Source organism: Cohaesibacter marisflavi (assembly GCF_900115225.1).
Classification (GTDB): Bacteria; Pseudomonadota; Alphaproteobacteria; order Rhizobiales; family Cohaesibacteraceae; genus Cohaesibacter; species Cohaesibacter marisflavi.
The window spans coordinates 239163-263974 of the sequence record NZ_FOVR01000003.1 but is presented as its reverse complement, the minus strand read 5'-3'; the positions used below and the strand labels follow the sequence as shown (position 1 = coordinate 263974).

At 53.5% G+C, this 24812-nt stretch carries 22 protein-coding genes and 1 riboswitch; of the genes, 12 read left to right on the top strand and 10 right to left on the bottom strand.

The genetic code is table 11. The features are described 5' to 3' along the window. The first annotated feature begins 77 nt into the window (after positions 1 to 77). Positions 78 to 656, top strand: a complete 579-nt coding sequence (locus BM258_RS07915; protein WP_090070889.1) for a GNAT family N-acetyltransferase — start codon at positions 78 to 80, stop codon at positions 654 to 656. A 111-nt stretch (positions 657 to 767) separates the two neighbouring features. Here BM258_RS07915 and BM258_RS07910 read toward each other — a convergent pair whose 3' ends face one another. Then, positions 768 to 1169, bottom strand: a complete 402-nt coding sequence (locus BM258_RS07910) for a c-type cytochrome (RefSeq protein ID WP_090070886.1) — start codon at positions 1167 to 1169, stop codon at positions 768 to 770. A gap of 507 nt (positions 1170 to 1676) precedes the next feature. On the opposite strand from BM258_RS07910, the gene BM258_RS07905 reads away from it, so the two are divergent. After that, positions 1677 to 2984 carry a GGDEF domain-containing protein gene (locus tag BM258_RS07905; protein ID WP_090070884.1) on the top strand — a complete coding sequence of 436 codons (1308 nt, stop codon included), beginning with the start codon at positions 1677 to 1679 and terminating at the stop codon, positions 2982 to 2984. Here the strand turns inward: BM258_RS07905 and BM258_RS07900 are convergent. Next, on the bottom strand, positions 2981 to 4387 hold the full coding sequence (locus BM258_RS07900; protein ID WP_175527984.1) for an aminotransferase-like domain-containing protein: 1407 nt from the start codon (positions 4385 to 4387) through the stop codon (positions 2981 to 2983). The genes BM258_RS07905 and BM258_RS07900 overlap by 4 nt on opposite strands. A 179-nt stretch (positions 4388 to 4566) precedes the next feature. Here BM258_RS07900 and BM258_RS07895 point away from each other — a divergent pair, with 179 nt between their 5' ends. Beyond that, positions 4567 to 5178 carry a LysE family translocator gene (locus BM258_RS07895; protein WP_175527983.1) on the top strand — a complete coding sequence of 204 codons (612 nt, stop codon included), beginning with the start codon at positions 4567 to 4569 and terminating at the stop codon, positions 5176 to 5178. Between the two features lie 193 nt (positions 5179 to 5371). On the opposite strand, the gene BM258_RS07890 is transcribed toward BM258_RS07895, so the two are convergent. Further along, the gene (locus BM258_RS07890; RefSeq protein ID WP_090070879.1) at positions 5372 to 6088 is read right to left on the bottom strand and encodes a L,D-transpeptidase; all 717 of its coding nucleotides are present in this window, start codon (positions 6086 to 6088) and stop codon (positions 5372 to 5374) included. A gap of 405 nt (positions 6089 to 6493) precedes the next feature. Then, positions 6494 to 7243, bottom strand: a complete 750-nt coding sequence (locus tag BM258_RS07885) for a DUF2927 domain-containing protein (RefSeq protein WP_175527982.1) — start codon at positions 7241 to 7243, stop codon at positions 6494 to 6496. Positions 7244 to 7796: 553 nt separating this feature from the next. Here BM258_RS07885 and BM258_RS07875 point away from each other — a divergent pair. The 7 genes from BM258_RS07875 to BM258_RS07845 all read left to right on the top strand — a co-directional run bounded on the left by BM258_RS07875 (position 7797) and on the right by BM258_RS07845 (position 16002). Next, positions 7797 to 8522, top strand: a complete 726-nt coding sequence (locus BM258_RS07875; protein WP_090070873.1) for a protein phosphatase CheZ — start codon at positions 7797 to 7799, stop codon at positions 8520 to 8522. Between the two features lie 413 nt (positions 8523 to 8935). Then, positions 8936 to 9598, top strand: coding sequence for a DNA-3-methyladenine glycosylase I (locus tag BM258_RS07870; protein WP_090070871.1), 663 nt, complete (start codon positions 8936 to 8938; stop codon positions 9596 to 9598). A 325-nt stretch (positions 9599 to 9923) separates the two neighbouring features. Beyond that, the gene (locus BM258_RS07865; RefSeq protein WP_090070869.1) at positions 9924 to 10748 is read left to right on the top strand and encodes a mechanosensitive ion channel family protein; all 825 of its coding nucleotides are present in this window, start codon (positions 9924 to 9926) and stop codon (positions 10746 to 10748) included. A 348-nt stretch (positions 10749 to 11096) separates the two neighbouring features. Further along, positions 11097 to 12581, top strand: a complete 1485-nt coding sequence (hisS, locus tag BM258_RS07860; protein ID WP_090070867.1) for a histidine--tRNA ligase — start codon at positions 11097 to 11099, stop codon at positions 12579 to 12581. A gap of 33 nt (positions 12582 to 12614) precedes the next feature. After that, positions 12615 to 13763, top strand: coding sequence for an ATP phosphoribosyltransferase regulatory subunit (locus BM258_RS07855; protein WP_090070865.1), 1149 nt, complete (start codon positions 12615 to 12617; stop codon positions 13761 to 13763). Positions 13764 to 13775: 12 nt separating this feature from the next. After that, positions 13776 to 14756, top strand: coding sequence for an ATP phosphoribosyltransferase (gene hisG, locus BM258_RS07850; protein ID WP_090070863.1), 981 nt, complete (start codon positions 13776 to 13778; stop codon positions 14754 to 14756). A gap of 145 nt (positions 14757 to 14901) precedes the next feature. Then, entirely contained in the window at positions 14902 to 16002 is a 1101-nt protein-coding gene (locus tag BM258_RS07845) for a glycoside hydrolase family 3 N-terminal domain-containing protein (RefSeq protein ID WP_090070861.1), read from the top strand. Between the two features lie 43 nt (positions 16003 to 16045). On the opposite strand, the gene BM258_RS07840 is transcribed toward BM258_RS07845, so the two are convergent. Then, a complete protein-coding gene (locus BM258_RS07840) occupies positions 16046 to 16390 on the bottom strand; it encodes a hypothetical protein (protein ID WP_090070859.1) in 345 nt (114 codons plus the stop codon). A gap of 84 nt (positions 16391 to 16474) precedes the next feature. Beyond that, positions 16475 to 16586, bottom strand: a riboswitch (SAM-I-IV-variant riboswitch). 1013 nt (positions 16587 to 17599) lie between these two features. Here BM258_RS07840 and BM258_RS07835 point away from each other — a divergent pair. Next, on the top strand, positions 17600 to 18334 hold the full coding sequence (locus tag BM258_RS07835) for a ChbG/HpnK family deacetylase (protein ID WP_175527981.1): 735 nt from the start codon (positions 17600 to 17602) through the stop codon (positions 18332 to 18334). 764 nt (positions 18335 to 19098) lie between these two features. On the opposite strand, the gene BM258_RS07830 is transcribed toward BM258_RS07835, so the two are convergent. The 3 genes from BM258_RS07830 to BM258_RS07820 form a co-directional block, all read right to left on the bottom strand. After that, positions 19099 to 20097 carry a hypothetical protein gene (locus BM258_RS07830; protein ID WP_090070855.1) on the bottom strand — a complete coding sequence of 333 codons (999 nt, stop codon included), beginning with the start codon at positions 20095 to 20097 and terminating at the stop codon, positions 19099 to 19101. 260 nt (positions 20098 to 20357) lie between these two features. Continuing rightward, the gene (locus BM258_RS07825; RefSeq protein WP_090070853.1) at positions 20358 to 20825 is read right to left on the bottom strand and encodes a phage regulatory CII family protein; all 468 of its coding nucleotides are present in this window, start codon (positions 20823 to 20825) and stop codon (positions 20358 to 20360) included. 128 nt (positions 20826 to 20953) lie between these two features. Then, positions 20954 to 21433 carry an RrF2 family transcriptional regulator gene (locus tag BM258_RS07820; RefSeq protein WP_175527980.1) on the bottom strand — a complete coding sequence of 160 codons (480 nt, stop codon included), beginning with the start codon at positions 21431 to 21433 and terminating at the stop codon, positions 20954 to 20956. A gap of 186 nt (positions 21434 to 21619) precedes the next feature. Between BM258_RS07820 and BM258_RS07815 the strand changes: the two genes are divergently transcribed. Continuing rightward, the gene (locus BM258_RS07815) at positions 21620 to 21829 is read left to right on the top strand and encodes a SlyX family protein (protein WP_090070849.1); all 210 of its coding nucleotides are present in this window, start codon (positions 21620 to 21622) and stop codon (positions 21827 to 21829) included. 84 nt (positions 21830 to 21913) lie between these two features. Here the strand turns inward: BM258_RS07815 and BM258_RS07810 are convergent, their stop codons facing one another. Further along, positions 21914 to 23398 carry a methyl-accepting chemotaxis protein gene (locus tag BM258_RS07810; RefSeq protein ID WP_090070847.1) on the bottom strand — a complete coding sequence of 495 codons (1485 nt, stop codon included), beginning with the start codon at positions 23396 to 23398 and terminating at the stop codon, positions 21914 to 21916. Positions 23399 to 23889: 491 nt separating this feature from the next. Beyond that, positions 23890 to 24720, bottom strand: a complete 831-nt coding sequence (locus BM258_RS07805) for an alpha/beta hydrolase family protein (RefSeq protein WP_139229233.1) — start codon at positions 24718 to 24720, stop codon at positions 23890 to 23892. Positions 24721 to 24812 lie beyond the last annotated feature (92 nt).

Genomic DNA, 24812 nt, shown 5'->3' with positions numbered 1-24812 from the left:
CCCTGTTGCTTTCTTTGGCATTTTGCGGGCACAGTCCACTCCGTATTTTCCCCTTTTGACTGTCTGAAAGAACTCGCATGACCTTATCGCTGGCTACCTCCCTGTCGATTGCAACGCCAGAAGACGCCCAAGCCATTGCCGAGCTGAAAGTGATCTGCTGGCGCGATGCCTATGAAGGGCTGATGCCCAAGGCCAGTCTTGATGGTTTGAATGCCGCAGAAGAAGTGCCCCATTGGCGCGATTGGTTGGCCGACGAGACTGCCGGGCTTGTAGCCCGCTTGCTATGGCTGGATGATACCCTCGTGGGCTATGGTCTGGCTGGCCCGATGCGACTGGGGGATCGCCCTGGCAAGGAAATAAAGGCCGATGGCGAGCTCTATGCTCTCTATATCCACCCGGATTTCCAGCACCGCACGTTCGGGCGGACGCTTCTAGCCGCGCTCGTCGATGCAATGATGAATAAAGGGTGCAAGAGTATCGGGGTCTGGATGATCGGTGGCCATATCCGCGCCGAGCAATTCTATCTCAAGCTGGGCGCTGAAGAGGTTACCAAACGGGTGGAAATCCACCATGGTCGCATCGCCTATCGCGAAAAAGGCTGGATCTGGAGTGATCTGCCCAAGCTTTCGGCGCGATTGACAATCCGCCCGGTTTAGCGCTTGGCTGTTTACGCAAAAAAATCCCGGCACGGATGCCGGGATTGAACGGGTTTGTTTGGTATTTTGCCCCTCTGGAGTTTAAAAGGGGAAAAGCACAAAACAAAAAGCTTATTCGGCCGAAAATGTCTTCAGATAGGCAATGACGTCTTCGCGCTGATCTTCCTTTTTCAGCTTGAAGGTCATCTTGGATTTTCTTTTCACACCAGCTTCCTTGAGGAAATCTTTAGGGTCCAGAAGATAAGCCATCAGCTTTTCTTCATCCCAGGCCTCGCCCTGTTCGCCAAGGGCTAGATAGCCGTCTGAATATTTGTAGCCATCAACGGAGCCAATTGCGCGGCCAACAACGCCGTTGAGCTGTGGCCCCACCTTGTTCTCAGCTCCTTCGCCGATCTGATGGCAGGCTTTGCATTTCTTGAATACTTTCTCACCCTTTGCAGCATCGCCTTCAGCGAAAGCGCCCAGAGTGGAAGCAAGGAAAAACATTCCGGCAACAGCAACCAAACGTTTCATACTTGCGGTCCCTTTCTAAGATTGGCAGCCAGCATTCCCCTCCTCAGGTCCGTGCGTGACTGCTGGTCGACATAAGCAAAATATCGTACAGCCTGTTCTGATCAACCGGGCAAATCGGCACACTGCTGGTCTCACTAAGCTATGCGCCAAAGTCAAAGGTCGGACTTGCCAGGCAGGGCTAGTAAACAGGCTGAATGGTTACAGCTCTCTGAATATTTGGCAAGAGACAGATTGTAGCATTTCTAAGAAATACGGATTCCCCTTGAATCGCAAGAGGGTAGAATAACCGAAACGCCAAAAGCTGTCATGCATGATACAAATCAGCGTTAATCTAAGGAAAAGGCCTGAAAGCAAAGGATGTTATCGGGAAAATTTGTATATCATTAAGTTTAATCCCTATTGTTCTCTTCGGAGCAAAAGAATTAATGCAGTGAAAATAGCGTTTTAAGAAGATTTTATCATCTCTGTCCTATAACGGAGGCTGAATTGTGCGACGGGACGGGAAATATGAACGCTAGTTCAAACGTGCCTGAAAGAGACCTTTACGCGATCTATGATGACCTGAGTGATGGCGTCATGATCATGGGGCCTACAGGCAAAGAACTTTATCGAAACAAGGCCATGAAGCGTCTTCCGGACCATCTGGAAAACCGCCTCATGAGTTTTGTCGGGATCGATGAGTGCATTTGCGAGAAAAGTCGGCACGAAAAACTGGTCTCCCGCTCTCAAATGGAAGGCTGGAGCTTCAATTGCTATGCCTATGGCTCGGGCAAGCTGATTCTTGTGAAATTTGACGATCAGCTGGGCAAGCAGATCAAGGCCTTGCGGGCGGAATTCTCTGATGCGATCCGTGATGGCATGCCAGCGGCTTCCGCTGCAATGCAAGTGTTGCGCGATCACGTCAACTCACGCTGGGTTGCCATTGGAAGCCTCGATTTCAAGACCCGGAGCGTTGTGTTTGATCTGTGCTATGATGGAGAGCATCTTCAGGCGAACCGCCTGCCTTCGCTCAATTGCTTTGCCGATAGCAAGCCCTGTGAACATAGTCCGTTGATGACAGCAGATCTCTCGGCGCATTTCGTAAATAGCGATGAAATCGCCGCCTATGGCATTGGCCATGTGATCGGCATGAGTATGCATAATCATCGCGATGAATGCGTGGGTTACGCATTGCTGGCCGATGAAGCCGAGCCAAACCAGATGAGCCAAAGCGTCACGCTGCTCAAGGAACTGGCCGTGCTCTATGGTCCCTATTTCGAGGTCAGTTCCGCTCACCAGAAGGTGAGCAAGGCCGTCGCTGATGCTAACACGGATGTTGTGACCGGGCATGGCAACCGGCGGGCTCTGGAAAGCTATTTGCAAGGGTGCCTTGATGAAATGCAGCGTGAGCAGGAAGAGTCCGATGTGCTAACCCTGTTTGACAGCAGGGCCATGCGCAATTCCGTTGTTATGCTGCTCGATCTGGATGGCTTCAAGCGGGTCAACGATGTTCTGGGCCATGGGGAAGGCGACAGGGCCTTGCGTCTCGTTGCCGATAGCCTGCAGGAAATCGATAGCAACAGCCGTGTCTTCCGCTTTGGGGGGGACGAACTGGTGCAGGTCTTCCCGCGCGCGGGCAATCTGGATTCCGATGAATTGCGCCTCTATGTCAACGATGTTGAGAGAAAGCTCGATAGCCACGGTTTCAAGGGGCTGGGGCTCAGCCTCGGGATCGTTCACCTGTTCGAGGGCGATGGCTCCTACGCGTCGCTGATGACCCTTGCAGATGCTCGCATGTATCACGAAAAGCGCCTGCGTTCGGTCGCTTTCATTTAGGCATAAAGCTCTGCCGATAAGGCCGCATGCGGCATTGCTTCTCGCTCCTGCCTGAAATCATCCAACAGCCGCAAGGCCTTCTCATATTGCACTAGAGAGGGAATGGCTCCCAGAGCAAGACGCACGGCCGAAGGCACCGGACTGGAGCCGACGACAAAGTGATGCGCGCCCAACACCAACATGCCCCGTCTGCCCGCTTCCAATTCAAAGACCGCCGGATTCTGATCCTCTCGCAGATGAAGCCAACCGCTGAAGCGATCCGGGTAAAGTTCAATATTGTCCGCGAATATGGCTTTTGCAATGGCATGGCGCTCGGCCAGAGCCGCTTGTTTGCGTAGCCGGTTCTTCTCTATCTCGCCACTATCGATCCAGTGCCGCACCAGTTCCGCCCCAATCGGCGAGGACATGGAGCTAATGTCCGTGATAACACGCAGCAGCGAGGAGCGCACCGATTGGGGTGCACAGATGAAGCCGGTGCGCAGGCCTCCGCCGAGAATCTTGGAGGCCGATGCCACAATGCAGGTCCGCTCGGGCACACGGTGCCACATGGATTGATTGGGGGCAGAAAGAACAGGGCAATAAGGGTCGTCCTCGATCACCCAAAGATCATGACGCCGGGCGCAATCGGCCAATTCATCAAGCCGCCTGGAAGAGGTTGGTCGCCCACTGGGATTATGCACGTTGGGCCCGATGAAAAGACCTGCCACCGGTCGTCGCTTGCAAAGCGCGTCCAGTTGGTCGGCGCTCATGCCTTCCGCGTCTGCCCCAATGGGAGCCAGACGGACACCAAGGCGCGGTGCGGCATTGATCAGGCCGGGATAGCTCAGCGCTTCCAGCGCCAGTATGTCGCCATCCTTGAAAATGCCTTGCAACAAAACCTGCAAGGCATGTTGCGCCCCCGAGGTTAGCAAAATGCGATCAACGGGCGCGTCGATATTGTAATAGGAAAACAGGTCCCGACCGGCTTCCCTATGGCGCACAAGCCCCTCGATCGGTGTGTAGTTGAGCACGCGTGCGATCCCCGTCTGCTGGGCGAGTGCCTCGAAGGCTACGCCCAAATCCGGGTCCAGATGGGAGAGGGGGAAATTATGAGCGAGATCCAGCTCTGAAAGTACTTCATCTTCTGGCATGAGTGGTGAGGTGGGCCGGTTTTGCGGTGCGACAAAGGTTCCCCGCCCGATCTCTCCCTTCACGAGTCCCATCTTTTCGGCGCGCTCATAGACACGGGTGATGGTGCCATGGGTTACGCCAAGGGCCCATGCCAACGCGCGCTGGGGAGGCAGGCGCGTGCCTTCGGCGAGGCGTCCATCTGCAATGTCCCGCGCCATGATGTCCGAGAGGGCAATATAGAGAGGGCCTACCAGACCTGTAATGTCCGGTTGCCAGGAGAGGGGCTGCTTCATGATCATGTCTTCCCTGTTCGGCGCCGACGGCGATCGGTGCGCCAGAATAATTGTCACTGTAACAATAAAACAATTGATACAAAAGCTCAGTTTTGGGCAAAGTATGTGTTCTTAATTGTACTGATTGTATCTATTTCTTGCCCATGAATGCGGCGAGAGAAAAAGAGACAGGTGGCAAAATGGCTGATTGGTCGACATTAATGGCGTTCGCCGTGTTTGTATGCGTCATGTCCGGAACGCCGGGGCCTGGCAATCTGACATTCATGGCGCTGGGGGCAAAGGCTGGCTTTGGCGCGGTGGTTCGCCCTTTGTGCGGAGCCATATTGGGTGCTGCGATGCTGGGGCTTTGCGTCGCTTTGGGCTTGGGTGCCCTGCTGATGCAGGACGGCTGGATTGCTAATATCTTCCGCGGCTTGAGTATGGGCTATATGCTCTATCTGGCATGGCGCATCATGACGATGCACAAGGCGGACAAGAAGGACACCGCTCATCTGTCTTTTGCAGAGGGCATTTTAATCCATCCGCTCAGCCCCAAAACATGGGCCATGTATAGCATCGCCTTTTCGCTCTATTTCAACCCTACAGGATCGCTGCTCGATGAAACCGCAATTCTCATCGGTGGCTTTGCCATGGGAGGGCTGGTCTTCCATTCGCTCTGGGGCTTTATGGGGGCAAAGGTCATGCAGTTTCTGGGGGACGGGCGCAAATACCAACTCTTCACCGCCGCCATGGCTGTGCTGATGGTGGGCACCTCGGCTTGGTCGCTCTGGGCCAAGACTGGAGCCTCATGAGTGCACTTGGAAAAACTTTCAAGCCAGCTACATCTATCATACATGCAGATGAAATGATGCCAAAGAAAAAGGGCCATCCCTCAGGATAGCCCTTAAAGTTGGATCCATAATCGGATCACTCTCAAGTCAAAAACAAAGCGTGGCAGATGGCACTGAAAATATTCCCCTGTGCGCCACCTGACAGAGTCTGGTCTTAAAGGACCTTTACCGATGTGCCGACCGGCACTCGTTCGTAAAGGTCCATGACATCTTCATTGCGCATGCGGATACAGCCAGAGCTGACCGCATGACCAATGGACCATGGCTCGTTGGAGCCATGAATTCTGTAAAGCGTCGAGCCAAGATACAGCGCGCGAGCGCCGAGTGGATTGCGCGGGCCGCCTTCCATATATTTGGGCAAACCGGGCTGACGCGCACGCATTTCGGCTGGCGGTGTCCAGCCGGGCCATTCAGCCTTGCGCGAAACCTTGTGTGTACCGGCCCATTCAAAACCGGGACGTCCAACACCAACGCCATAGCGGCGCGCTGTTCCATCCCTGTTGACCAGATACAGATAGCGTTCGTTTGTGTTGATGATGATGGTGCCCGGTTTTTCCGGGCCCTGATAATCGACCACCGTAGGCAGGAAGCGAGGATCTGTGCCGCGGGTGCGTTTGGCCGCCACTTTACGCGATGCTTCATAGGTCGGGCGAGCCGGTTTGGAAGCGATGCGATTCATGCGTGGGCGCGCATCCACCGGGCGGGCACTCATGCGTCCGGGACGCAGCTGCATCACCCATGGCTGGATTTGATCCGGGCTCAACATGACAGGAGGAGGAGGGGCATACCGCACCGAACTGGCGGAGACCGACTGCACAAGGCCACTAAGGCCAAGAACAACGGTACAAGCTGTAAGAATCAGGTGCTTCATTTACAGAACTCACAATATGAAATTGACGCCATTGTCGGCCTTCGGGCCACATTCAAAACAGAAGCGTTGGGTTTTGATGAGGTATACTTAATAATTGCTTCTGTTATTAAAAATTATTCTACGTGGTAAACTAATCAGAAAGGTTAATGAGAAATTGATATTTGTTCTGTTTGGATTCAAGGTTAATAAAATATGACGGCACTACATTTATGCTTAACAAAAGACAAAGATCAGCCTTCATGCGGCGAATCCTGTCCGTGTCTCGGCGAGACCCATGCAATTTGCATAAAATGACAAGGGGGCCGTCTTGCCCATGACGAGAGCCATGCGCCGCATTTCTTGCGCGAAAGAGGGCAAGATTGCTTTAAAGCTTAAGGGGTTTTGACAGGGGAGAGGACAAAGCGCCTAGCGCAGACCCGTTACCTTGCGAGCATAGAGCAGCAGGTCAGGGGTCATCGGTTTGACCTGTTTGAGCGTCATGCCCGGGCGCAGATGCGGACTATAGAGCATATTGAGGATTAAACGGTCATATGGCGTGAAATAGTCGAAGCTGCTTTCGTCATTGAACACCGAATGGACAAGGCTCTTGTCATCATTGACCGGCCCCAGCCCTTGCAGAATCTCCTCCACCATGCAGCGATGAAAAACCGAGCGTCCCTGATCGGAAACGATCACGGCATCCGAGCGTAGAATGCCCGAACGGCGAGACAAAACCCGAACGATGCACTGGCCGGGAACTTCCATACTGCGATCATTATAGACTTCATCCTGCACGGTTCGCACATAGTCTTCAGAATCGACCACATAGATATGAAAATTGGCATCTTTGCGATTATTGGCCATGCGCACCTGAAGGCCGGGAATGCTGATGGGCAAGCTTTTGATAAAGCGGCGCACAGTTCTGAGCCGGTTGAGTCTGGCTCGGTTGTCGATCCAGACCTTGACCGGAGCAACATATTTCTTGACCCGCTTGGACTGGCCGCCCCAACTGAGCGCCTTGATCTCGGCGCCAAACACAGTCTTGTAAAAGCCTTGCGCTACTTCATCGTCATCATAATGCGCTGCATGGGCAGGCGTGGTCATCAGCGCTGCCCCGACGAGAAACACAGAGACAACGGCAAGAAAGCGCACCTGTTCCATGAACCTGCATGACATGCGGGCTGTGGTCCGTAACTTGTTGCTTGGTTTCTGCATTCAGCGTCTACACTCTACCCGGGACAAGAATTTGAGAAATATAAACAATTGCTTCAATTGACGCTGTGCGCCGCGCCCCGGTAGCAGGGCTGACCATACAATGGCCACTCGCTTGGAAAAGGTCAATTGCAAGCTAGTAGCAAAAGCAACAAACTTGCAGTCGCCAAACCACGCTGGGCGTCTTGGAACCAGCTGCAACCGGAAGCAGGCCTTTATAGCCTGCAAGATGATAAGATAATACAAATAAAAAACAAAAGTGGTTTTGGTCATTTATGTACGTATTTATATTGCGGCAAGTTTGCCAATTATACTGCAAGCTTCTTTCGGAGAAAAAGCCTTTAATTAAATTGCATTCAAAAACCTAATTTTAACGAAGCGCCGATATGGTTGCTCCCAATAAGTCTGTTCGACTTGGTGCCTGTTGGATTGCGTTTCGATGACCCGTATGTGTCGATCTGTGCTTTCCGGCCCCTTTAGACAATAAGAGTAATTTGAGTTTGGGAGTATGATTGGAATGGCGCTGGCTACGAAACCATTTCGGATTGAACAGGTCTTGGGCGACGCAGTGACTCCCAGATCCATTGCGGCGAACAGTTCCCTTTCGAGCGAACAGCATCAACAGATCATGGATGAGCTTGCAGCCCTGAAAAGGCTTGTCGAACCTGCTCAGGAATTGAATAGCAATCTGGTTGAGACCTTCCGTTCTGAATTGAGCGAAGCGGTCAAAATCAAAAAGGAAATGGACGAGATCTACGAGGCCATTGCCGAAACCAAGCGCGAAATCGCCACCCTGCACGTCAATGGTCTGCATTCGGCAGAAATGAACAGGGTAACCGACGAACTGGATGCCATCGTGTTTGGCACAGAACAGGCAACCGAGCAGATCCTTGAGGCTGCCGAAGTCATTGATGAAAACTCCTCCAAGCTTTCCAAGACCCTGACCGGTGAAGAAGACCAGTGGACCCATGAAATTCAGGATGCGGTCATTGCTGTTTTCGAAGCCTGTAACTTCCAGGATTTGACCGGACAGCGCATCACCAAAGTGGTCAATGTGCTGCGTTTCATCGAGGAACGCATCGTGTCCATGATGGATATCTGGGGCGGCATCGAACAATTTCAGGAAATTGAGGTGGACAATCCACTGGAAAAGACCGGCGATGCGGCTCTGCTCAACGGCCCGGCTCTGGCCAACGAAGATGGCGTTGCCAGCCAGGACGACATCGACGCCTTGTTCGACTAGCTTTTTGCGCAAGCAAAAAGCGTACAGTGTTCCGGCATAGACAGAGCTCACAGCGGCAGGTGCCTCGCCGAGGCACCGATAGCCTGAAGACACGGGCATCTTTACCCCGATTTTTGCGCAAGCAAAAAGCGTACAGTGTTCCGGCATAGACAGAGCTCACAGCGGCAGGTGCCTCGCCGAGGCACCGATAGCCTGAAGACGCGGGCCTCTTTGCCCCGATTTTTGCGTAAGCAAAAAGCGTACAGTGTTCCGGCATAGACTGGTCTCACAGCGACAGATGCCTCATCGAGGCACCGATAACCTGAAAATTCCAAAGCCTGCCTGCGAAGCTCACGTGGTGGGCTTTTCTTTTGACTTGTCGTTGTTGGTTGTGTATGGAACAAATATAGAACGTTTTGCGTGGAGGCAGACCGATGACTGACGACAAGCCCGATTTCGAGCCAGTGGAAGGCCTATTGGTCGGAGAGGATGGCAAGGCCCGCTGCTGGTGGCATGGGGGCAAGCCTGATTATTTGGCCTATCACGACACGGAATGGGGACGACCGGTCAAAGACGATAGAACCCTGTTTGAAAAGATCTGCCTTGAAGGCTTCCAGTCTGGCCTCAGCTGGTACACGATCCTGAGAAAGCGCGAGAATTTTCGCGCCGCCTTCGCCAATTTCGAGATAGACAAGGTGGCTGCCTTTACCGAAACGGACATTGAACGCTGTCTGGCCGATGCAGGCATCGTACGTCATCGCAAGAAGATCGAGAGCACCATCAACAACGCCAGAAGGGCGCGAGACTTGCAGTCCGAGTTCGGGTCTCTGGCAGCCTATTTCTGGGCCCATGAGCCGGGGACGGAAGATCGTCCCGAGCGGTGCGATTTTGCAAGCTTGGGCCCCTTGGGCAAGACGGATGTGTCAACGCGCATTTCCAAGGATCTCAAAAAGCGCGGCTGGTCCTTTGTTGGTCCGACCACCGTTTATGCTTTCATGCAGGCCATGGGGCTGGTCAACGATCATCTTGAGGGCTGCTGTTGTCGCGATGAGGTGGAGGCTCTGCGTGATGCATTTGAGCGCCCTCAGGCGAAGTGATCCACGCCAAAAGGCCGGCGGACGGTTGCCAGCCACAAATATGTGCAAATAGTTTGGAACCATTCTCGTTCTGAAGTCTTGATTGTTGAGGGTGCGAGCAAAATGACATAGGTCTACTTGCTTCCGTGACCAGATCTTTTGCGTATTGCTGCGTCCAAATCGGTTGCCAATAGATATTCTTTCCGTGCTAAAGTATCGCATCGGCTTTTTTTGATTGTTTGTCGTATCAGTGAGCTGGAAGCGGTCACGGTTGCTCGGGCGAAGAGCATGGGACCATGGCCTTTCGCGCAAAGACAAGAGTTTAATTCATTCCCGAGAGGATAAAATGAACGCAATTTCAGAACAATTAGGGGCCTATACGCCGCTCATTATCAATGTTTCCAAGGCCATTCTGTTTCTTGTTGTCGGCTATATTGTCGCTGGAATGGTTGCACGCTTCATTCGCAATCGTATAACACCGCTTGAGAAGGTCGACGATACGCTGGGCAATTTTGCCGCCTCCATGGCGCGTTGGGCCATTCTGACGATTGTTGTTATTGCGGTGTTGCAGCTATTCGGCTTTCAGGCTACCAGCCTTGTCGCGGTGCTCGGTGCTGCGTCTCTGGCCATTGGCCTGGCCTTGCAAGGCACCCTCAGTGACGTGGCTTCCGGCGTCATGCTGATCATTTTCCGTCCCTATAAACTGGGGGATTATGTCAATGTTGGCGGCACCTCCGGCACCGTCCAGTCCGTAGATCTGTTCGTGACCTATATGGTGACGCCGGACAATGTGCAGATCATCATGCCCAACTCCAAGGCATGGGGCTCTATCATTACCAACTACTCGGCGCAAACCACACGCCGCGTCGATCTGACCTTCGGCATTGATTATTCCAACAGCGCAGACAAGGCGATGCAGATTATTCTGGATCTGGCCAATGCGGACATGCGCGTTCAGAAGGTGCCGGAACCATGGGTGGCCGTGACCAATCTGGGCGATTCTTCGGTCGATATCACCACACGTCTGTGGTGTGATGCTGCGGACTATTGGGCGCTCAAATTCGATATGCTGAAGGCCGTCAAGGAAGCCTTCGATGAGCAGGGCATCGACATTCCTTATCCGCATACTCAGATCATTTCCGTCAACAGGGACGAGAAAGCCGAAGCCTGATTTTGGCTTTTGAGGCAAGGAAAAACAAAGGGCGGCATGGGCTGCCCTTTTTCTTTGAACGAAAGTGGCTTTGAATGGGGGTGGCAAAGCAGGGGGGTAGTGTGGTTTTGTCCGCGTTATCGGCTTTATGTCTGTTCTTAATGGGAGACTTTTACCCAATTTGCCCGAAGCTGACCCTTGCATGCCATTTTTGATGTCATTTACGTGAAGTTTCCTGCTCAACTGAGGCCAAAGCTCAGCTCTTCTCTTGCCGCTTTCCCTTGGATGGGCTAGGAAAAGCCCGCAAGGCGTGTCCTATTTCCGGTGCACGCCTCTCTAACTTCAATTCTAATTCAAAAGTGACGTCCAATCATGGCAAAGAACAAAAAGCCCAACAAGCTCAAGGCCCGCCTGCCGCGCGGTTTTGTGGACCGGACTGCTGACGATATTCGCGCATCCGATGACATGCTCGCAAAAATCAAGGCCGTCTATGAGCATCATGGCTTTGATCCGATTGAGACGCCGACCTTTGAATATACCGATTGTCTGGGCAAATTCCTGCCTGATACGGATCGCCCCAATGCCGGTGTCTTCTCCGTGCAGGATGATGACGAGCAATGGATGAGCCTGCGCTATGATCTGACCGCGCCGATGGCCCGTCACGTGGCCGAGAATATCAACGAGATCCAGCTGCCTTTCCGCACCTATCGCGTTGGCTATGTCTATCGCAACGAAAAGCCCGGTCCGGGCCGTTTCCGCCAGTTCATGCAGTTTGATGCCGACACCGTTGGCGCGCCGGGTGTGCAGACCGACGCTGAAGCCTGCATGATGATGGCAGACACCATGGAAGCCCTCGGAATCGAACGCGGCAACTATGTCATCCGCGTCAATAACCGCAAAGTGCTTGATGGGGTGATGGAAGAAATCGGCTTTGGTGGCGATGAGCATGCCGAAGCCCGCCTCACGGTTTTGCGCGCCGTTGATAAACTGGACAAGTTCGGCACCGACGGGGTGCGCCTGTTGCTGGGCGAAGGCCGCAAGGATGAGAGCGGCGACTTCACCAAGGGCGCCGGTCTTAGCCCTGAAAATGTCGAGAAGGTGATTGCCTTTACCCAAGGTACTCTCGACATGGAAAATGACGGCACCCGCGAGCTGGACACCATGCAGGCCATCTTTGATGCCTGTGGCTACGGGGAAGATCGCATCAAGATCGACCCATCCGTCGTGCGTGGCCTCGAATATTATACCGGGCCGGTCTATGAGGCCGAGCTGCTGTTTGATGTGACCAACGAGAAGGGCGAAGTCGTCCAGTTCGGCTCTGTCGGCGGCGGCGGGCGCTATGATGGTCTGGTCAAACGGTTCGTCGGGCGTGACGTGCCTGCCACGGGCTTCTCCATCGGTGTCTCCCGCCTGATGACGGCTCTTAAGAATCTCGGCAAGCTGGGCACGGATATGGTCGTCGAGCCGGTGCTGGTTACCGTCATGGACGGGGATGTCGAGAGTCTTGGCCACTATATGAAGATGGTGCAGGAGCTGCGCGCCGCAGGCGTGCGGGCCGAGCTTTATCAGGGCAACTGGAAGAAGTTTGGCAACCAGCTCAAATATGCCGACAAGCGCGGCTGTCCGCTGGCCATCATTCAGGGCTCTGATGAAAAGGAAAAGGGCATCGTTCAGATCAAGGATCTGGAAGAAGGCAAGCGCCTCTCTGCCGAGATCGAGGACAACGCCACATGGCGCGAAAGCCGTCCCGCTCAGGTCGAGGTGCCGCTCGCCGAGATGGTCGAAACCGTCAAGAAGATGCTCGCAGATCAGGCCGCCGATCGGGACGCCGCCCGTGCTGCCGAGACGAAATAACCGCTCAGCCGGAAAAGGCGAGAGGAGATATCCATGACTCATCTGACCGAAACAATGCGCGCCGAGCTGGCTCAACAGTTCGACGCGGCAGGAGCCAGAGTGATCAATCTGCCGATCCTCTATTCTGCGGACCTGTTTGTTGATCTCATTGGTGAAGACATTCGCCGCCGCCTCTATGTCGCCCCTGGCGCCAATGGCGAGGCGATGGCGCTCCGGCCTGAATTCACCATTCCCGTTTGTCTGCATCATCTGCGCCATGGAGAGGCAACCCGCAAGGCGACCTATGCCTGCCTTGGTCCGGTGTTCCGCCAGCGCGCCGATGATGAACCCGGCGAGTTCCATCAGGCAGGTATCGAACAGATCGACCCCGAAGGCGGCTTTGACTTTGATGCGGCCAACGTCGCCAGCGCCGTTTCCATGGTGGAAAGCCTCTCGGGTAAGCGCCCGGTCGTGACCATCGGTGATCTGGGGCTTTTTTCTGCCTTGCTCAATGCTTTGGGCACGCCCGCTGTATGGCAGCGGCGTCTGGAAGGTGCGTTTGGTGATCGTGCCGTGCTGGACCGCATGCTGAGACGTCTGGAACAGGGCGGCTCGGAAAGCCATGGGGCGTCTGCCGGTCTGGCTCGTATTCTCGAAGGCAAGGCGCCGGAAGATGTGCGCGAGGCGGTTGAGGAAATGCTCGATATCGCAGGCCTTGCTGCCGTGGGCGGTCGCTCTGTGGGCGACATTGCCGAGCGCTACATGGAAAAGGCCGAGCTCGCCGCAATGGCGGGCTGGGATGCCGACAAGCTGGCAATCATCGTGCGCTATCTGTCCATTGCCGGATCGCTCGATGATAGCCTTGATCAGCTCCGTGCCTTCGATGCCAAAGAAGGCGGGCTGCTGGGCGATGCCCTTGCGGCTCTTGCCGATCGCATCGCTGCCATTCGAGCCGCTGTGCCGCAAGGCACGAAGCTGGTGTTCAAAGCCGATTTCGGGCGCCGCCTCGATTATTATTCGGGCTTTAATTACGAGTTGCATTTCGAAGGCGAAGACAAGCCGGTTGCCGGTGGCGGTCGCTATGATCGCCTGCTGGGCATTCTGGCCTCCCGCGCCAAACAGGGCAACGCGGTGGACGCGGTTCCGGCCATCGGTTTTGTGGTCTGGCTGGATCGTCTGACGCAAGCGGGCAAAGAGAGCTAAGGAGAGAGCACCATGAGCAAGACACCTTTGATCATCGCGATCCCCTCCAAAGGCCGCCTGCAGGAAAACACCAACGCCTTTTTCGCCCGTGCCGGTCTTGATGTCGCCCGTCCGGGTGGCGCACGCAATTATCGCGGTCATCTCAAGGGCATCGACAATGTCGAAATCGCCTTTCTTTCCGCCTCTGAAATCGCCAAGGAGCTGAAAGCTGGTTCCGTGCATCTTGGGGTGACGGGTGAGGATCTGATCCGCGAACATCTCGCAACGCCGGAGAGCTATGTCGATCTGCTGATCAAACTCGGTTTTGGTCATGCCAATGTTGTCATCGCCGTGCCCAAGGCATGGATCGACGTGCGCAACATGGAAGATCTCGGCGACGTGGCTATGGACATGCCAGCTCGTTATGGCCATCGCCTGCGTGTCGCGACCAAATATATCAACCTGACGCGGGCCTTCTTCGCCAGCCACGGCATCATTGACTACAAGATTGTCGAGAGCCTTGGGGCGACCGAAGGGGCGCCTGCTGCGGGGTCGGCTGATATCATCGTCGACATCACCTCCACCGGTTCGACCCTTGAGGCCAACAATCTCAAGATTCTGGATGATGGGGTTATGCTGCGCTCGGAGGCCAATCTGGTGGCTTCGCTGACGGCGGACTGGTCTGAGGAAGCCAAATCGGCACTGGGCGAAATTCTCGATCGCATTCAGGCCGAAGAAGCCGCCCGCTCCGTGCGCGAGATTACTGCTGCCCACCATGATGCCGCGGCAATCAGCCAGCAGATCTGCGACGAGTTCGAAGCCGCTGGCGTGACTGCGCCCTATGGCCATAACGACCATATCTTGCGCCTGCATGCCCCGCAAAAAAGCGTCTATGCCATTGCTCGTCGCCTGCGCGAGCTGGGCTCGGTATCCGTATCTGTGGGGCGTCTGGACTATGTGTTCGAGGCATCCAACCCGCTCTTTGACCATATGCTGGAGCGCCTTGGGCAATAAAAGGCATTGCTGGCGCCAAAACCGGCGCTGGCCTTGATTTGGACTCATTGCTGGGGCCACTTCCTCACAAAGACAGCGGCAACCGGCGCAGTCATTCATCAGGGGCAAGAGGCTACCGATTGGCGCCTCAGCAAATGAGCATCACATGACCATGAACCGAGATATATCCCGCCGTATGGCGATCAAACTGGTGGCCGCCGGGTTTGCCGCTCCGGCGCTTGTGCGCGCCAATGTGGTCAACGCCGCCGAGTTGGATCGGGCGATTGGAAGTCTCATCATGGTTGGCTTTTCAGGCAAGAGCGCTGGAGGCAATTTTGCCCGGACCATCGCCAGCCACATTGCCAAGGGCAGGGCGGCCTCTGTTGTCTATCTCTCCACCAATGTCGGCACGCGCAAGGATGTGCTGGGGCTCAACAAACTGTTTCATGATGCTGGTGCCACGCATATCGCCATCGATCATGAAGGTGGCACGGTGCAGCGCCTCAAGGAGCGACAGGGCTTCACCCGCATTGCCTCCGCGCTCAGCATCGCCAGAAGCACCAATCCCGGTGGCGCGGAAAAGATTTACGCCGTGGCGGCAAGAGAATTGTCGGAGGCGGGTTTCACCTTCAATCTGGGCCCTGTGGTAGACCTGCATCGCGCTTATAATCCGGTGATTGGCCGCAACAAACGCGCCTATGGCAAGGATGCTGCCACGGTGATCCGCTATGCGGGGGCTTTCGTGAAGGCGCACCGCCGCTACGGCATCACCACGGCGCTCAAGCATTTCCCCGGACACGGGCTGTCCAAGGCCGATAGCCACAACGGCTTTGTCGATATCCGCGATACGTGGCAGCCAGAGGAATTGACGCCCTTTGCCGAACTGGTCCGTATGGGACTGGCCGACTGCATCATGTCCGGTCATCTCTATGTGCGTGTGGGCAAGGATAGCAACGGCGAATTGACAACCTTTTCCAAGACCCTTGTGCGCGATGCCCTGCGGCGACGCATGGGCTTTAATGGCCTGATCATGACCGATGATCTCAACATGGGCGCCGTGCGCAAGGTGGCATCCACCCGCGAAGCGGCCATTCGGGCCGCTCAGGCTGGCTATGACATTCTTTTGCTGTCCAACAGCCTCAAGCCTGATGCCAATCTGCCCGCCGAAGCCGTCGGTTGGATACGCGACGCGGTGCGACAGGGGCAGATCAGCGAGAAGCAGATATTGGATAGCGCGGCCCGATTGCGTCGCTCGCGTTCGGCTTGATGAGCCTTATGAGAGACGCTACGGGCTTCGCTATGGTCGCTTTTTAGCGATGGGCGCGGTAATAACCCTGCGCCAGCTCGGGATAATGATAGACGAGCGTGGCAAACACGGTTTCATCCACGGCATAGCCCAGACCGGCTGAAATGAGATGAGCGCACTGTTCAGTGCGGTTCTTCAGGCTGGAAAGGGAAAGCCCGCTGCGTGCACCCAGATCATAGGCTTCGCGGAACGACATGATGCGGGCGCGAAAACCGGCCTTCAGAACCGCGATGGTTTCGGCGCTGGCTGCTTTTGTCGTTGGATTTCCTGTTTGGCTGTCAGCTTCCTTGGATAGATTGGAGGCGTGGTTGACAGGAAAATCGTAGCTTTGATCGATTGCTTCAAACATTGTGTTTCCTTCCTAACATGCCCATGGACAACGCCCATGCACGGGTTTGGAAGACTGACGACAACAGGTAAGGGAACTCCGCTTAGTTGCGCCCATCTTCGCGGTTTGCAAAGATGCCGCCACATCCCCGTACAGGTGCCACCTTGCCGCGGTCGGCAGGTTGGCGAGGGCGTCAGCCCTTCTCGTGATGATGGCCGCATAATTAGAGCAACTTTGAGACGGAATCAAGCCTGTTGTGGATTATTGCAGCTCTGAATGCTGCGCATAGCGGGAGAGTCGAGCTTGGACAGCTGTTCAATTTGCTCGCATAGATTGAACAAATGATCCGCTTTGGAACGTATGTACCAAGAGTGCTAACTGAAAAAAAGCAATCAAAAGGAGGGTTGCCTTTGTGAATGCAGCGTAAGATTGCTGTGAAAACAAAAGAAATAAGAGGTCGTCATAAGACGACCTCTAGTGACGGTGAATTGTGGGGACCGTCCTTAGAAAGACTATTTTCTTCGCTCATCTGGTGTCTTGTTGGGGGACCAACACCGAGAGCTGCTTTTTTCTTGGGCCTTTCTTGATTTTGATACTACGCTTAGCTGGTCGGTTTTTCCATAGTGCTCATCGAAAAATTGCATGTAGAAGTCGAAAAAAGGTAGGTTATAAAGCGCAAAACGTGTAATTCCTTATTCGGTTAGGCTTGAATATGGCTGTATAAAATAAATATTATTTATAAAATGGATGTGTAATTTTATAGTTGTTCTTTATTATTCTGTTGAGATGGTGCGAATATTCGGTCCATTACGAGCCGACTTTGAGTCATTTCAATAAGTATAGAGGCTTTTTAATGTGCAAGAATCTGTAAGTTTGCTTCGTCTGATCCTGCCTATTGCACCTAATTCAATTTGATTAGAAATCTAGATAAAAATACGCATGTCATCTTTCTTGTTTCACGCGATTGCAAGATTGCTCTTTACTCGGGCAGTCACACGGTGCCTGCAAACTGTAAGCTTTTCTTAACCCAAAATCCCGAATTGGCTGCGTATTAAAAGTTGCACGGTAAATTTGAGTGTATGCAGATGCCATCTTGCATTTGGCTTATCAAAAGCGCATGCATCATTTGGGATGAATCGAGCTTGCTGACTGTTTCAGATCGTGTTGCGTTTCTCCTTTCCGCTTCAGGCGTGGCATGGCCCGCCGAACGTTAAATGGAGATGTGTGTTGTTGTGCGCTTTGGATTTCGGATTGGCTCAAGGCATAGACGCGGCCATTATCCAGCTCGTGCGGGCGGGTAAGATTGGTTCGATTGCCTGCTTGCCGGTGTCTGATCTGTGGCCCAAGAGTGCAAGCGGATTGCACGCCTATCTCAAGACCGCTCCAAAACGCCCTATCGTGGGGCTCTGTCTGGCGATCACCGGACCCTTTTCACCACTCTCTACCGGATTCGCACCGGAAAATCGCGATCAACAGGGCTATTTGCCCCGGAGAACGGATCTGGCCCGAGCGGCGCGCCGGTTTGAACTGGATGAAAGAACGCTTGAGGCGGAGTTCCGCGCGCAGTTCCGGCGGTTCACCGCCCATCTAGGCAGCAGTCCACACTTTTTGGTACTTCAGCCTGAGATCCTCTATTTCGCAGCCGCAGCCCGCGCTGTCACCGGTACTTTAGCAAAATTCGATGCAGCAACGCTGCCGGTCATATGTCCTTTGTTACCGCAAGCCAATGGGTGGAAGGACAAACTGGAAAAACGCCATATCTGGCGAGCCAATGATCATATGCGCGAACCCTGGGTGCGGCGCGCCTTGATGGAGCCCCCAAATGCCGAGCGATTGCCCCCTAAAAACAGCTGGTTACAGGATGGAAAGATCTGGACGGCTATAAGGCCCGCTTTACCAGACGAGCGCTTGTCCCGCTTCGATCCGGATCCGCTATTTCGGGTAAAACAAATGGGGTGGCTTTAACCGCAGTTCTGAGATATTTCCCGATCTGTATGGATGATTCAACTTTTTACCCGTAGCAATTGGTATTGGATTCTCCTTGCTGCAACATTTCCGAGTATAACGAGCAACTTGCCACTTGAGTTCTTGTTGTGTCGCGGTATTCTTGTATTACATGCTGGATACCACCATACGAACGACTTTTTGTGTCAGTACAAGTTGGGAGCCAGCAATTTATACTGGGGGACAGTGAAGAACAAATCTGGAATTTGGTGACAAAACGGCTCAACTGCCTTTTGGTAGAGACGCCACGGGTCTTGAATTTTGGATCAAATAATCGAAGCGCCGCGCTCCGATTAGACGTCAGTGGTAAAGATATCCCTGACTTGTAAGGCTTTTCTCCAGCATTAAGAATGTTTCGTTGTTGTTTTATCTGATGCAATGCTCCAGGGGCTCTCAAGCCGCCTTGGTCGCATCAGATCTCCGGAGGTATCCGGAGGGAAACAGAACATAGTCGCGGTCGGATACGATTCGATGCTGCGACAAGGCGGGCTGCTTTTCGGGGGACTGGTGGCCCGCCTCTTCTGTTTCTGCTCACCAAGCATGGTTCGATTGGTTCTCGTCAGAACCCAATTCACTCGACAGCTTTGGAAATTGGACAAAACTGACCTAAATGTAAGGTGTCTGTGATGGAATAGGCGGCCTACACTCTCCCTTTATCCATTTTTCAACATGGAGAAAATGCGTTTCATGCGCATATACGAAACCTCCGATTTTACCCAACCCCATCAGATCAGGTAGAGTTTGTACCGTCCTTGGCCAAAAGCAAGCATGGAACCGCAATGGAGTAGCTCGCCAACGCGTAGTAACTGGAGAATTTCCAAACGGTTTTGCTCTGGCAGGCGGAGTTGCAACAGTCCGGTCTGGCCGTGCATGGCAATGGATGCGCTACGCTGCTGACTGACTGTGCGATTCCATTTAACTTCAGCCAGACCCGCGTCATCACATTGACAATCTGAGAGCGCCTGCTTGATTTTGGCGAAGTCGCCATCGGGCGATACACCATGCCAGCGGGCAACCACTGTCGCTCGATCAATCAGGCCTGCAAGAAACTGTTCTGCGATGGATTGTGCTGTGTCGCCTGCTGCATCATGGAAGGGTGTCACGAATGAGAGCATGGCTCGGTCGGCGTCTTTTTGTTCGTCATCAAGGTCAGTCCAGACATTTTCGACCGAACGGATCAGAACGCTATCGCAGACAGGCCCCAGCCCGCCGATATAGATGCCTTCTTCAATTGCTCTGTGGCAGGCATCCGAAATTTCACTTGCCCACAATAGGCCCAGTCCGAATAGACGCATGGTAATGCGTACACTGGTGGCGTCTGCGGTTTCAGTGCGCAAGATCCAGGGTGGTGTGATCCGGGTGGCCATGTCACCGGTCTTGTCTTGTGGCATATTGAAGAAAACCTGAAAGCCGCAGGCCGGCCCCCAAGGGCAGGGAAGGCCGGCCAGCGCTTCTCTTGAGGCCGTCTTCATTAGCTGCGATCCAATGGCTTGCCGCACAGCGCCGGGAAAGCCGGGATGCTGGGCCAAAGGACCGTCGCCCTCGCATTCAAAGGTGATGTCACGAACAGTCAGGCTTGTGAGAAACTGCTCAAAGCAGCAAACACTCGCCGGATCTCTCATCAACTGATGCAGGTCATTGCCGGTCGGCGCGATGGCCGGTGCAAATAGGAATGTCGGATTCTGGGATGCTGTACTATAGGCGTCAGGGGAAATCTTGTTCACGATGCTCTCCTCAAAACACGGGAAGGATAAACAGGTGGAAGCGCCACCTTCATAACTTTTCTCGTATCTATATTTGGAGAGTTGACCGGTTCTTGTCGATTAAAACAGAAGGGTGATTTTAAAGCTCGATGGTTTTTGCGACAAAGAAGCAGCAAAGGATCGGCAAGCAAGCCGCAAGGTGCGGTAAAGAAAGCGACGAGTGAGGCACGTCGCCATTGTGCCTTCAGATGGACGCGCCCCTTTTCCTTTCAGCTCAAAGGTCACTTCTTCATGCCTGCAACAAACTCGCGCAAGGAGATAAGGCTTCGCTCGGCATCGTCAATCGCTGACATGATGGTGACAGCTTCGCGATGGTCGATACGCCGGTCCTTGAGTGCTTGATCGATGGTCTCCAATACGTCAGATGCTTCGAACACGATGCGGTGGGCGGCCTGAAAGATATGATCTTCTCTCTTTTCCGGTTCGGCCTCAATCCGCTCGGCTGCGACAAATGCCGTGCCTTTCAAGAGATAGCTTACGAGCGAAGGATCGGGGAAGAAGGCAATGAGCCTGCGTATTTCATCGGCAGAAAAGGGGGTAACACCCTGTAGCCGCTGATAGAAAGACTGATAGCTCATGTCTGTGCCCTTGGCGACAGACGCGATGTCATACCGGTTGCTTTCCGTGATGGCTTTGCGGACAAGGAAGCCGAAATGCTTTCCCCTGTCTTTGGTCTTGAGTTGGCTCATGGGGGTTCCAGTCAAGATGCAAGAGGTGAGTCAAAAAGGTCTATACAACCATATATTGTTTATAGTTGCATAAAAAGACCTTGATGCTCAAGATTGCATTTGATCGGGATTGCCAGGGAATAACTTTCCTATTCCTGAGCACAGGGAGCCATGGTGCCATCTGGCTCCAGAATCAGATGTTTGGAGTTCTTCGATTTCTCGACGATTTCAGCCAGTGTATGTTCATTCAGGCTGGCAACAAACTGCTTGATGGAACGGGACATGACACGCGACATTTCGCAACCGCCAAACATCGGGCAATCGGGCTGAGGCTCATCATTACATCGAGGGCAAAGACATTCCACCACGCCAAAATCGGCTTCCATAACCTTTGCAACATCGCCCATGCGGATGTCTTCAGGGGCTTTGCCCAGAACAAGTCCGCCACCGCGGCCGCGTGTGGTTTTCAGAAATCCGCTGTTGGACAATTTGGCTATCAGCTTCATGCAGTGCGTGCGCGAAAGCCGCAAAGCCGAGGCCACGGTTTCCACGGTCAGGCTTCGCTCGTCATTCATGGCGACCAGCATTAAAATCCGATAGGCGAAATCGGTCCCTTTGGCCAATCTCATATGATACCTCGCTCTGGTTATAGTGCATTGGTGAAGGTGCGAGGGCACTTTTGCTTTGAGCTGCATCAATAATGGAGATCAAAGTCATGTTTTTACCGTTTCATCTTGCATGATAGAGGTGAAAATGTGCTATTAGCCATCAAGAACAATACAAGACAGCTTCAAGTGAAGCGAGGGAGACGCCAAGTGACACAGGAACTCGAAAGCCGCGTTGTTGATCTGGAAATCCAGATTACGCATCAGGCCAACACAATCGAGGATCTTTCGCAGATGGTATCCCGCCAATGGGACATCATGGATAGACTGACCCGACAGGTGAAAATGCTTCAGGATAGTCTGGTCGAACTGGAGGAAAATTTGCCTCCTCCGGGCAATGAGAAACCGCCGCATTATTAAACGTTAGCAGAACAAACAAAAAGGTCAGCTTGTGAGCTGACCTTTTTTGTCTCTTGCGCGAGCCGTTGGAGGAGCGGCTTGCTGCTATTGAGCCAGCTGTCGGGATGCTTCGCGAACACTGCGCGTGGAGTTATCCATGTGGGCTGTCGCCTGCGAAATGGTTTCGACATTGTCGGTGATGGTGGCAACCCCGATGGAAGCTGTCTGCATATTGCCCGAAATATCGCGCGTCACGGCAGATTGCTGCTCGATGGCGGTTGCGATGCTGCTCGAGATGGTGCTCACCTGCTGGATGACTTCCTTGATCGCATGGATCGCGCTCACCGCTCCGGCGGTTGACGTCTGAACCGAGTTGATGCGGGCGCTGATATTCTCGGTTGCCTTGGTGGTCTGGGAGGCTAGTTCCTTGACCTCGGATGCCACAACAGCAAAGCCCTTGCCGGCTTCTCCGGCGCGTGCCGCTTCGATGGTTGCGTTAAGGGCCAGCAGGTTGGTCTGTGCTGCGATGCTGTCGATCAGCTCGATCACGTCGCCGATGCTTTGGGCATCGTCTGAAAGGCCGCTCATGATTGCTTCCGAATGGGTCGCTTCAGAAACCGCCTGATCGGACACGCTTGTTGCCTGATTGACCTGACGACTGATCTCCTCGATGGAGGCAACCAGTTCCTCGGCTGCTGCTGCCACGGTCTGCACACTGGAGGAGGCTTGCACTGCGGCGTTTGCTGCACTGGCGGCCTGCTCATTGGTACTGGAAACAGTATTGGCAATATCGTTTAGATTACCATCGATCTGCTTCTGGATCGCGCGGCGGCGCAGACGTTCTTCCACCATCTCGGTGATATCGGTCGCAAATTTGATCACGCTGATCGGGCGGCCTGTGGCATCGAAAATCGGCGTGTAGGTTGCCTGTATCCAGACATCATGCCCATCCTTGGCCTGACGTTTGAATTCACCAGAATGAAACTTACCCGCCTGAAGGGTTTCCCAGAATTGCTTGTAGTCATTACTGGCCGCATAGTCAGCATCGACAAACATACGGTGTTGCTTGCCCTGAATTTCTTCAAGACGATAGCCCAGCGTCTGGAGGAAGTTTTCGTTTGCGGTGCGAATAGTGCCCGTGAGATCGAACTCGATAACGGCCTGAGACCGGTTCAATGCCTCCGATTGACCTTCCAGCTTCAGCATATGCAGCTTCTGCTCGGTGATGTCGCTTGCGAGCATCACAACCTTGATCGGCTTGCCCGAGCGGTTCTTGACCACGCAATAGCTTCCAGAGATCCAGATTGACTGACCGCCTTTAACGATGCGTGCATATTCACCGGTTTGATCAAGGCCCTGACGTAGACCAGACCAAAGCGCACCGTCAGCAGACTTGTCATTGCTTGTATCGGGCACGAAGATTGAATGGTTCTTGCCTTTTATTTCATCAAGACTGTAGCCACATGCCTTCTCGAAAAGCGCGTTACCGTCAAGAATAGTCCCCTCCAGAGAGAATTCGGCGATAACCTGCGTGCGACCGATGGCATCGAATTTGGCTTTGTCTGAACTATTGCTGGCTATAGAGATCATCAAGCTTTCCTCGCAAAAAGATCCTTTTGTTTGAAAGCAATATGCTGCCTGCTTGGTAAAGGGGGCTTTAATGGCTTTGATCGACTCTAAAATAAAATTAGTTCATTTACTTATATGGTTCGAGTTGTATAAAGCATTGAAGCAATTTTTTGCCAATGGATTAAGGTTTTGGAAATCATAAAATACTGAATTACACGTAAGGTAGAGAAATTAAGGGTGTTAGTTTTAACGATGCTACTTGTGATAATGGATTGAAAATATAGTGTAATCTGAAATTATATTGAGAAAAGCTATGTTTCTAAGTATTAACTCGTAGTGAAGGCAGGGTTGATTGTATTGATAAAATTGCGCATCAAAAAGGGGTGGATTATTTTTTTATCTTACAGAGCAATTACTTACTAAGTAAGTTAGGTAATTATCACCTTGTTCACAAAAACGCGGATTTTACGCATTTTTGCGGGCACGCCTGTGCGGAAGGGGACGCCACCTTGTTAACTTTCGAGCCGGCGCATAAACCAGTCTTGAGCAAGAGCTGGCCAGCTGGCGTGGGTGCCATCAAGAGAGCGCAGGGCAAAGCCATGCGGTGCTGTGCCGAAAATATGCGCATCAACGGTCAAGCCGTTGCGGCTGGCTGCCTGTAGCAGATTGAGAGCATGCTGTACCGGCACGGATCGGTCTTGCAATGCATAGGCCAAGAAGAGCGGGCAGTGGGGCAGGCCGTGAGGGTGATCTTCAAGGCCAATGGCCCAGTCATCATAAAAATCCTGCTTCTGCACTGGCGGGTAGTCTGCTTTGGTCTCGGGATATTTATGGGCGCGATGGTTTGCATTGATCGGTGCATAGGCGATCAGGCCTCCACGCACATTCAGACTGCTCGGCTGGCAGGCCATGACCCCGGCCATATGGCCCCCCGAAGACAGCCCCACATGAAAGAGTGAGAGAGAAGCGCTGGTGGCTTCGAGCGCCCTGAGCGCTGCCTGACCATCCATAAGAGCGATACTCTTATTATAGACACCGCCGGTGCCGCTGTCTGCGCCCGGCAGACGGTGCACCAGAATATGCGCGTCTATGGAGAGAGAGTTGAGCCACAAGGCGACCTCAAGCCCTTCCTTGTCGTAGATCAGCTTTGTGTAGCCGCCACCCGCATACACCAGAGCCTGCGCCCGCGCCTTGGCAACCCGAAAGCTGTGCAGTTGAGGAGAATGCACGCGGGCGATTTGCCGGTCGGGCCATTCTCCAGAAAAGACATTGGGCGCAGTTTTGCGCGCATCCAGATGGGTCACTTCGGCGACAGGTGGCTGGGCAGGCAAAGAAAAAGGCATGAGAATGTCTCGCACATAACGATGGATGACCAGGAACAGATCGTTGGCGTCTGCCCTGAAGCACTAAAAGAGTGAAGGCGCTGATCACTCTA

Excerpts from the sequence above, each read along its gene's own strand:
- BM258_RS07915 (WP_090070889.1), top strand. The coding sequence starts at position 78 with ATGACCTTATCGCTGGCTACCTCCCTGTCGATTGCAACGCCAGAAGAC.
- BM258_RS07910 (WP_090070886.1), bottom strand. The coding sequence starts at position 1,169 with ATGAAACGTTTGGTTGCTGTTGCCGGAATGTTTTTCCTTGCTTCCACT.
- BM258_RS07905 (WP_090070884.1), top strand. The coding sequence starts at position 1,677 with ATGAACGCTAGTTCAAACGTGCCTGAAAGAGACCTTTACGCGATCTAT.
- BM258_RS07900 (WP_175527984.1), bottom strand. The coding sequence starts at position 4,387 with ATGAAGCAGCCCCTCTCCTGGCAACCGGACATTACAGGTCTGGTAGGC.
- BM258_RS07895 (WP_175527983.1), top strand. The coding sequence starts at position 4,567 with ATGGCTGATTGGTCGACATTAATGGCGTTCGCCGTGTTTGTATGCGTC.
- BM258_RS07890 (WP_090070879.1), bottom strand. The coding sequence starts at position 6,088 with ATGAAGCACCTGATTCTTACAGCTTGTACCGTTGTTCTTGGCCTTAGT.
- BM258_RS07885 (WP_175527982.1), bottom strand. The coding sequence starts at position 7,243 with ATGTCATGCAGGTTCATGGAACAGGTGCGCTTTCTTGCCGTTGTCTCT.
- BM258_RS07875 (WP_090070873.1), top strand. The coding sequence starts at position 7,797 with ATGGCGCTGGCTACGAAACCATTTCGGATTGAACAGGTCTTGGGCGAC.
- BM258_RS07870 (WP_090070871.1), top strand. The coding sequence starts at position 8,936 with ATGACTGACGACAAGCCCGATTTCGAGCCAGTGGAAGGCCTATTGGTC.
- BM258_RS07865 (WP_090070869.1), top strand. The coding sequence starts at position 9,924 with ATGAACGCAATTTCAGAACAATTAGGGGCCTATACGCCGCTCATTATC.
- BM258_RS07855 (WP_090070865.1), top strand. The coding sequence starts at position 12,615 with ATGACTCATCTGACCGAAACAATGCGCGCCGAGCTGGCTCAACAGTTC.
- hisG (WP_090070863.1), top strand. The coding sequence starts at position 13,776 with ATGAGCAAGACACCTTTGATCATCGCGATCCCCTCCAAAGGCCGCCTG.
- BM258_RS07845 (WP_090070861.1), top strand. The coding sequence starts at position 14,902 with ATGACCATGAACCGAGATATATCCCGCCGTATGGCGATCAAACTGGTG.
- BM258_RS07840 (WP_090070859.1), bottom strand. The coding sequence starts at position 16,390 with ATGTTTGAAGCAATCGATCAAAGCTACGATTTTCCTGTCAACCACGCC.
- BM258_RS07825 (WP_090070853.1), bottom strand. The coding sequence starts at position 20,825 with ATGAGCCAACTCAAGACCAAAGACAGGGGAAAGCATTTCGGCTTCCTT.
- BM258_RS07820 (WP_175527980.1), bottom strand. The coding sequence starts at position 21,433 with ATGAGATTGGCCAAAGGGACCGATTTCGCCTATCGGATTTTAATGCTG.
- BM258_RS07810 (WP_090070847.1), bottom strand. The coding sequence starts at position 23,398 with ATGATCTCTATAGCCAGCAATAGTTCAGACAAAGCCAAATTCGATGCC.
- BM258_RS07805 (WP_139229233.1), bottom strand. The coding sequence starts at position 24,720 with ATGCCTTTTTCTTTGCCTGCCCAGCCACCTGTCGCCGAAGTGACCCAT.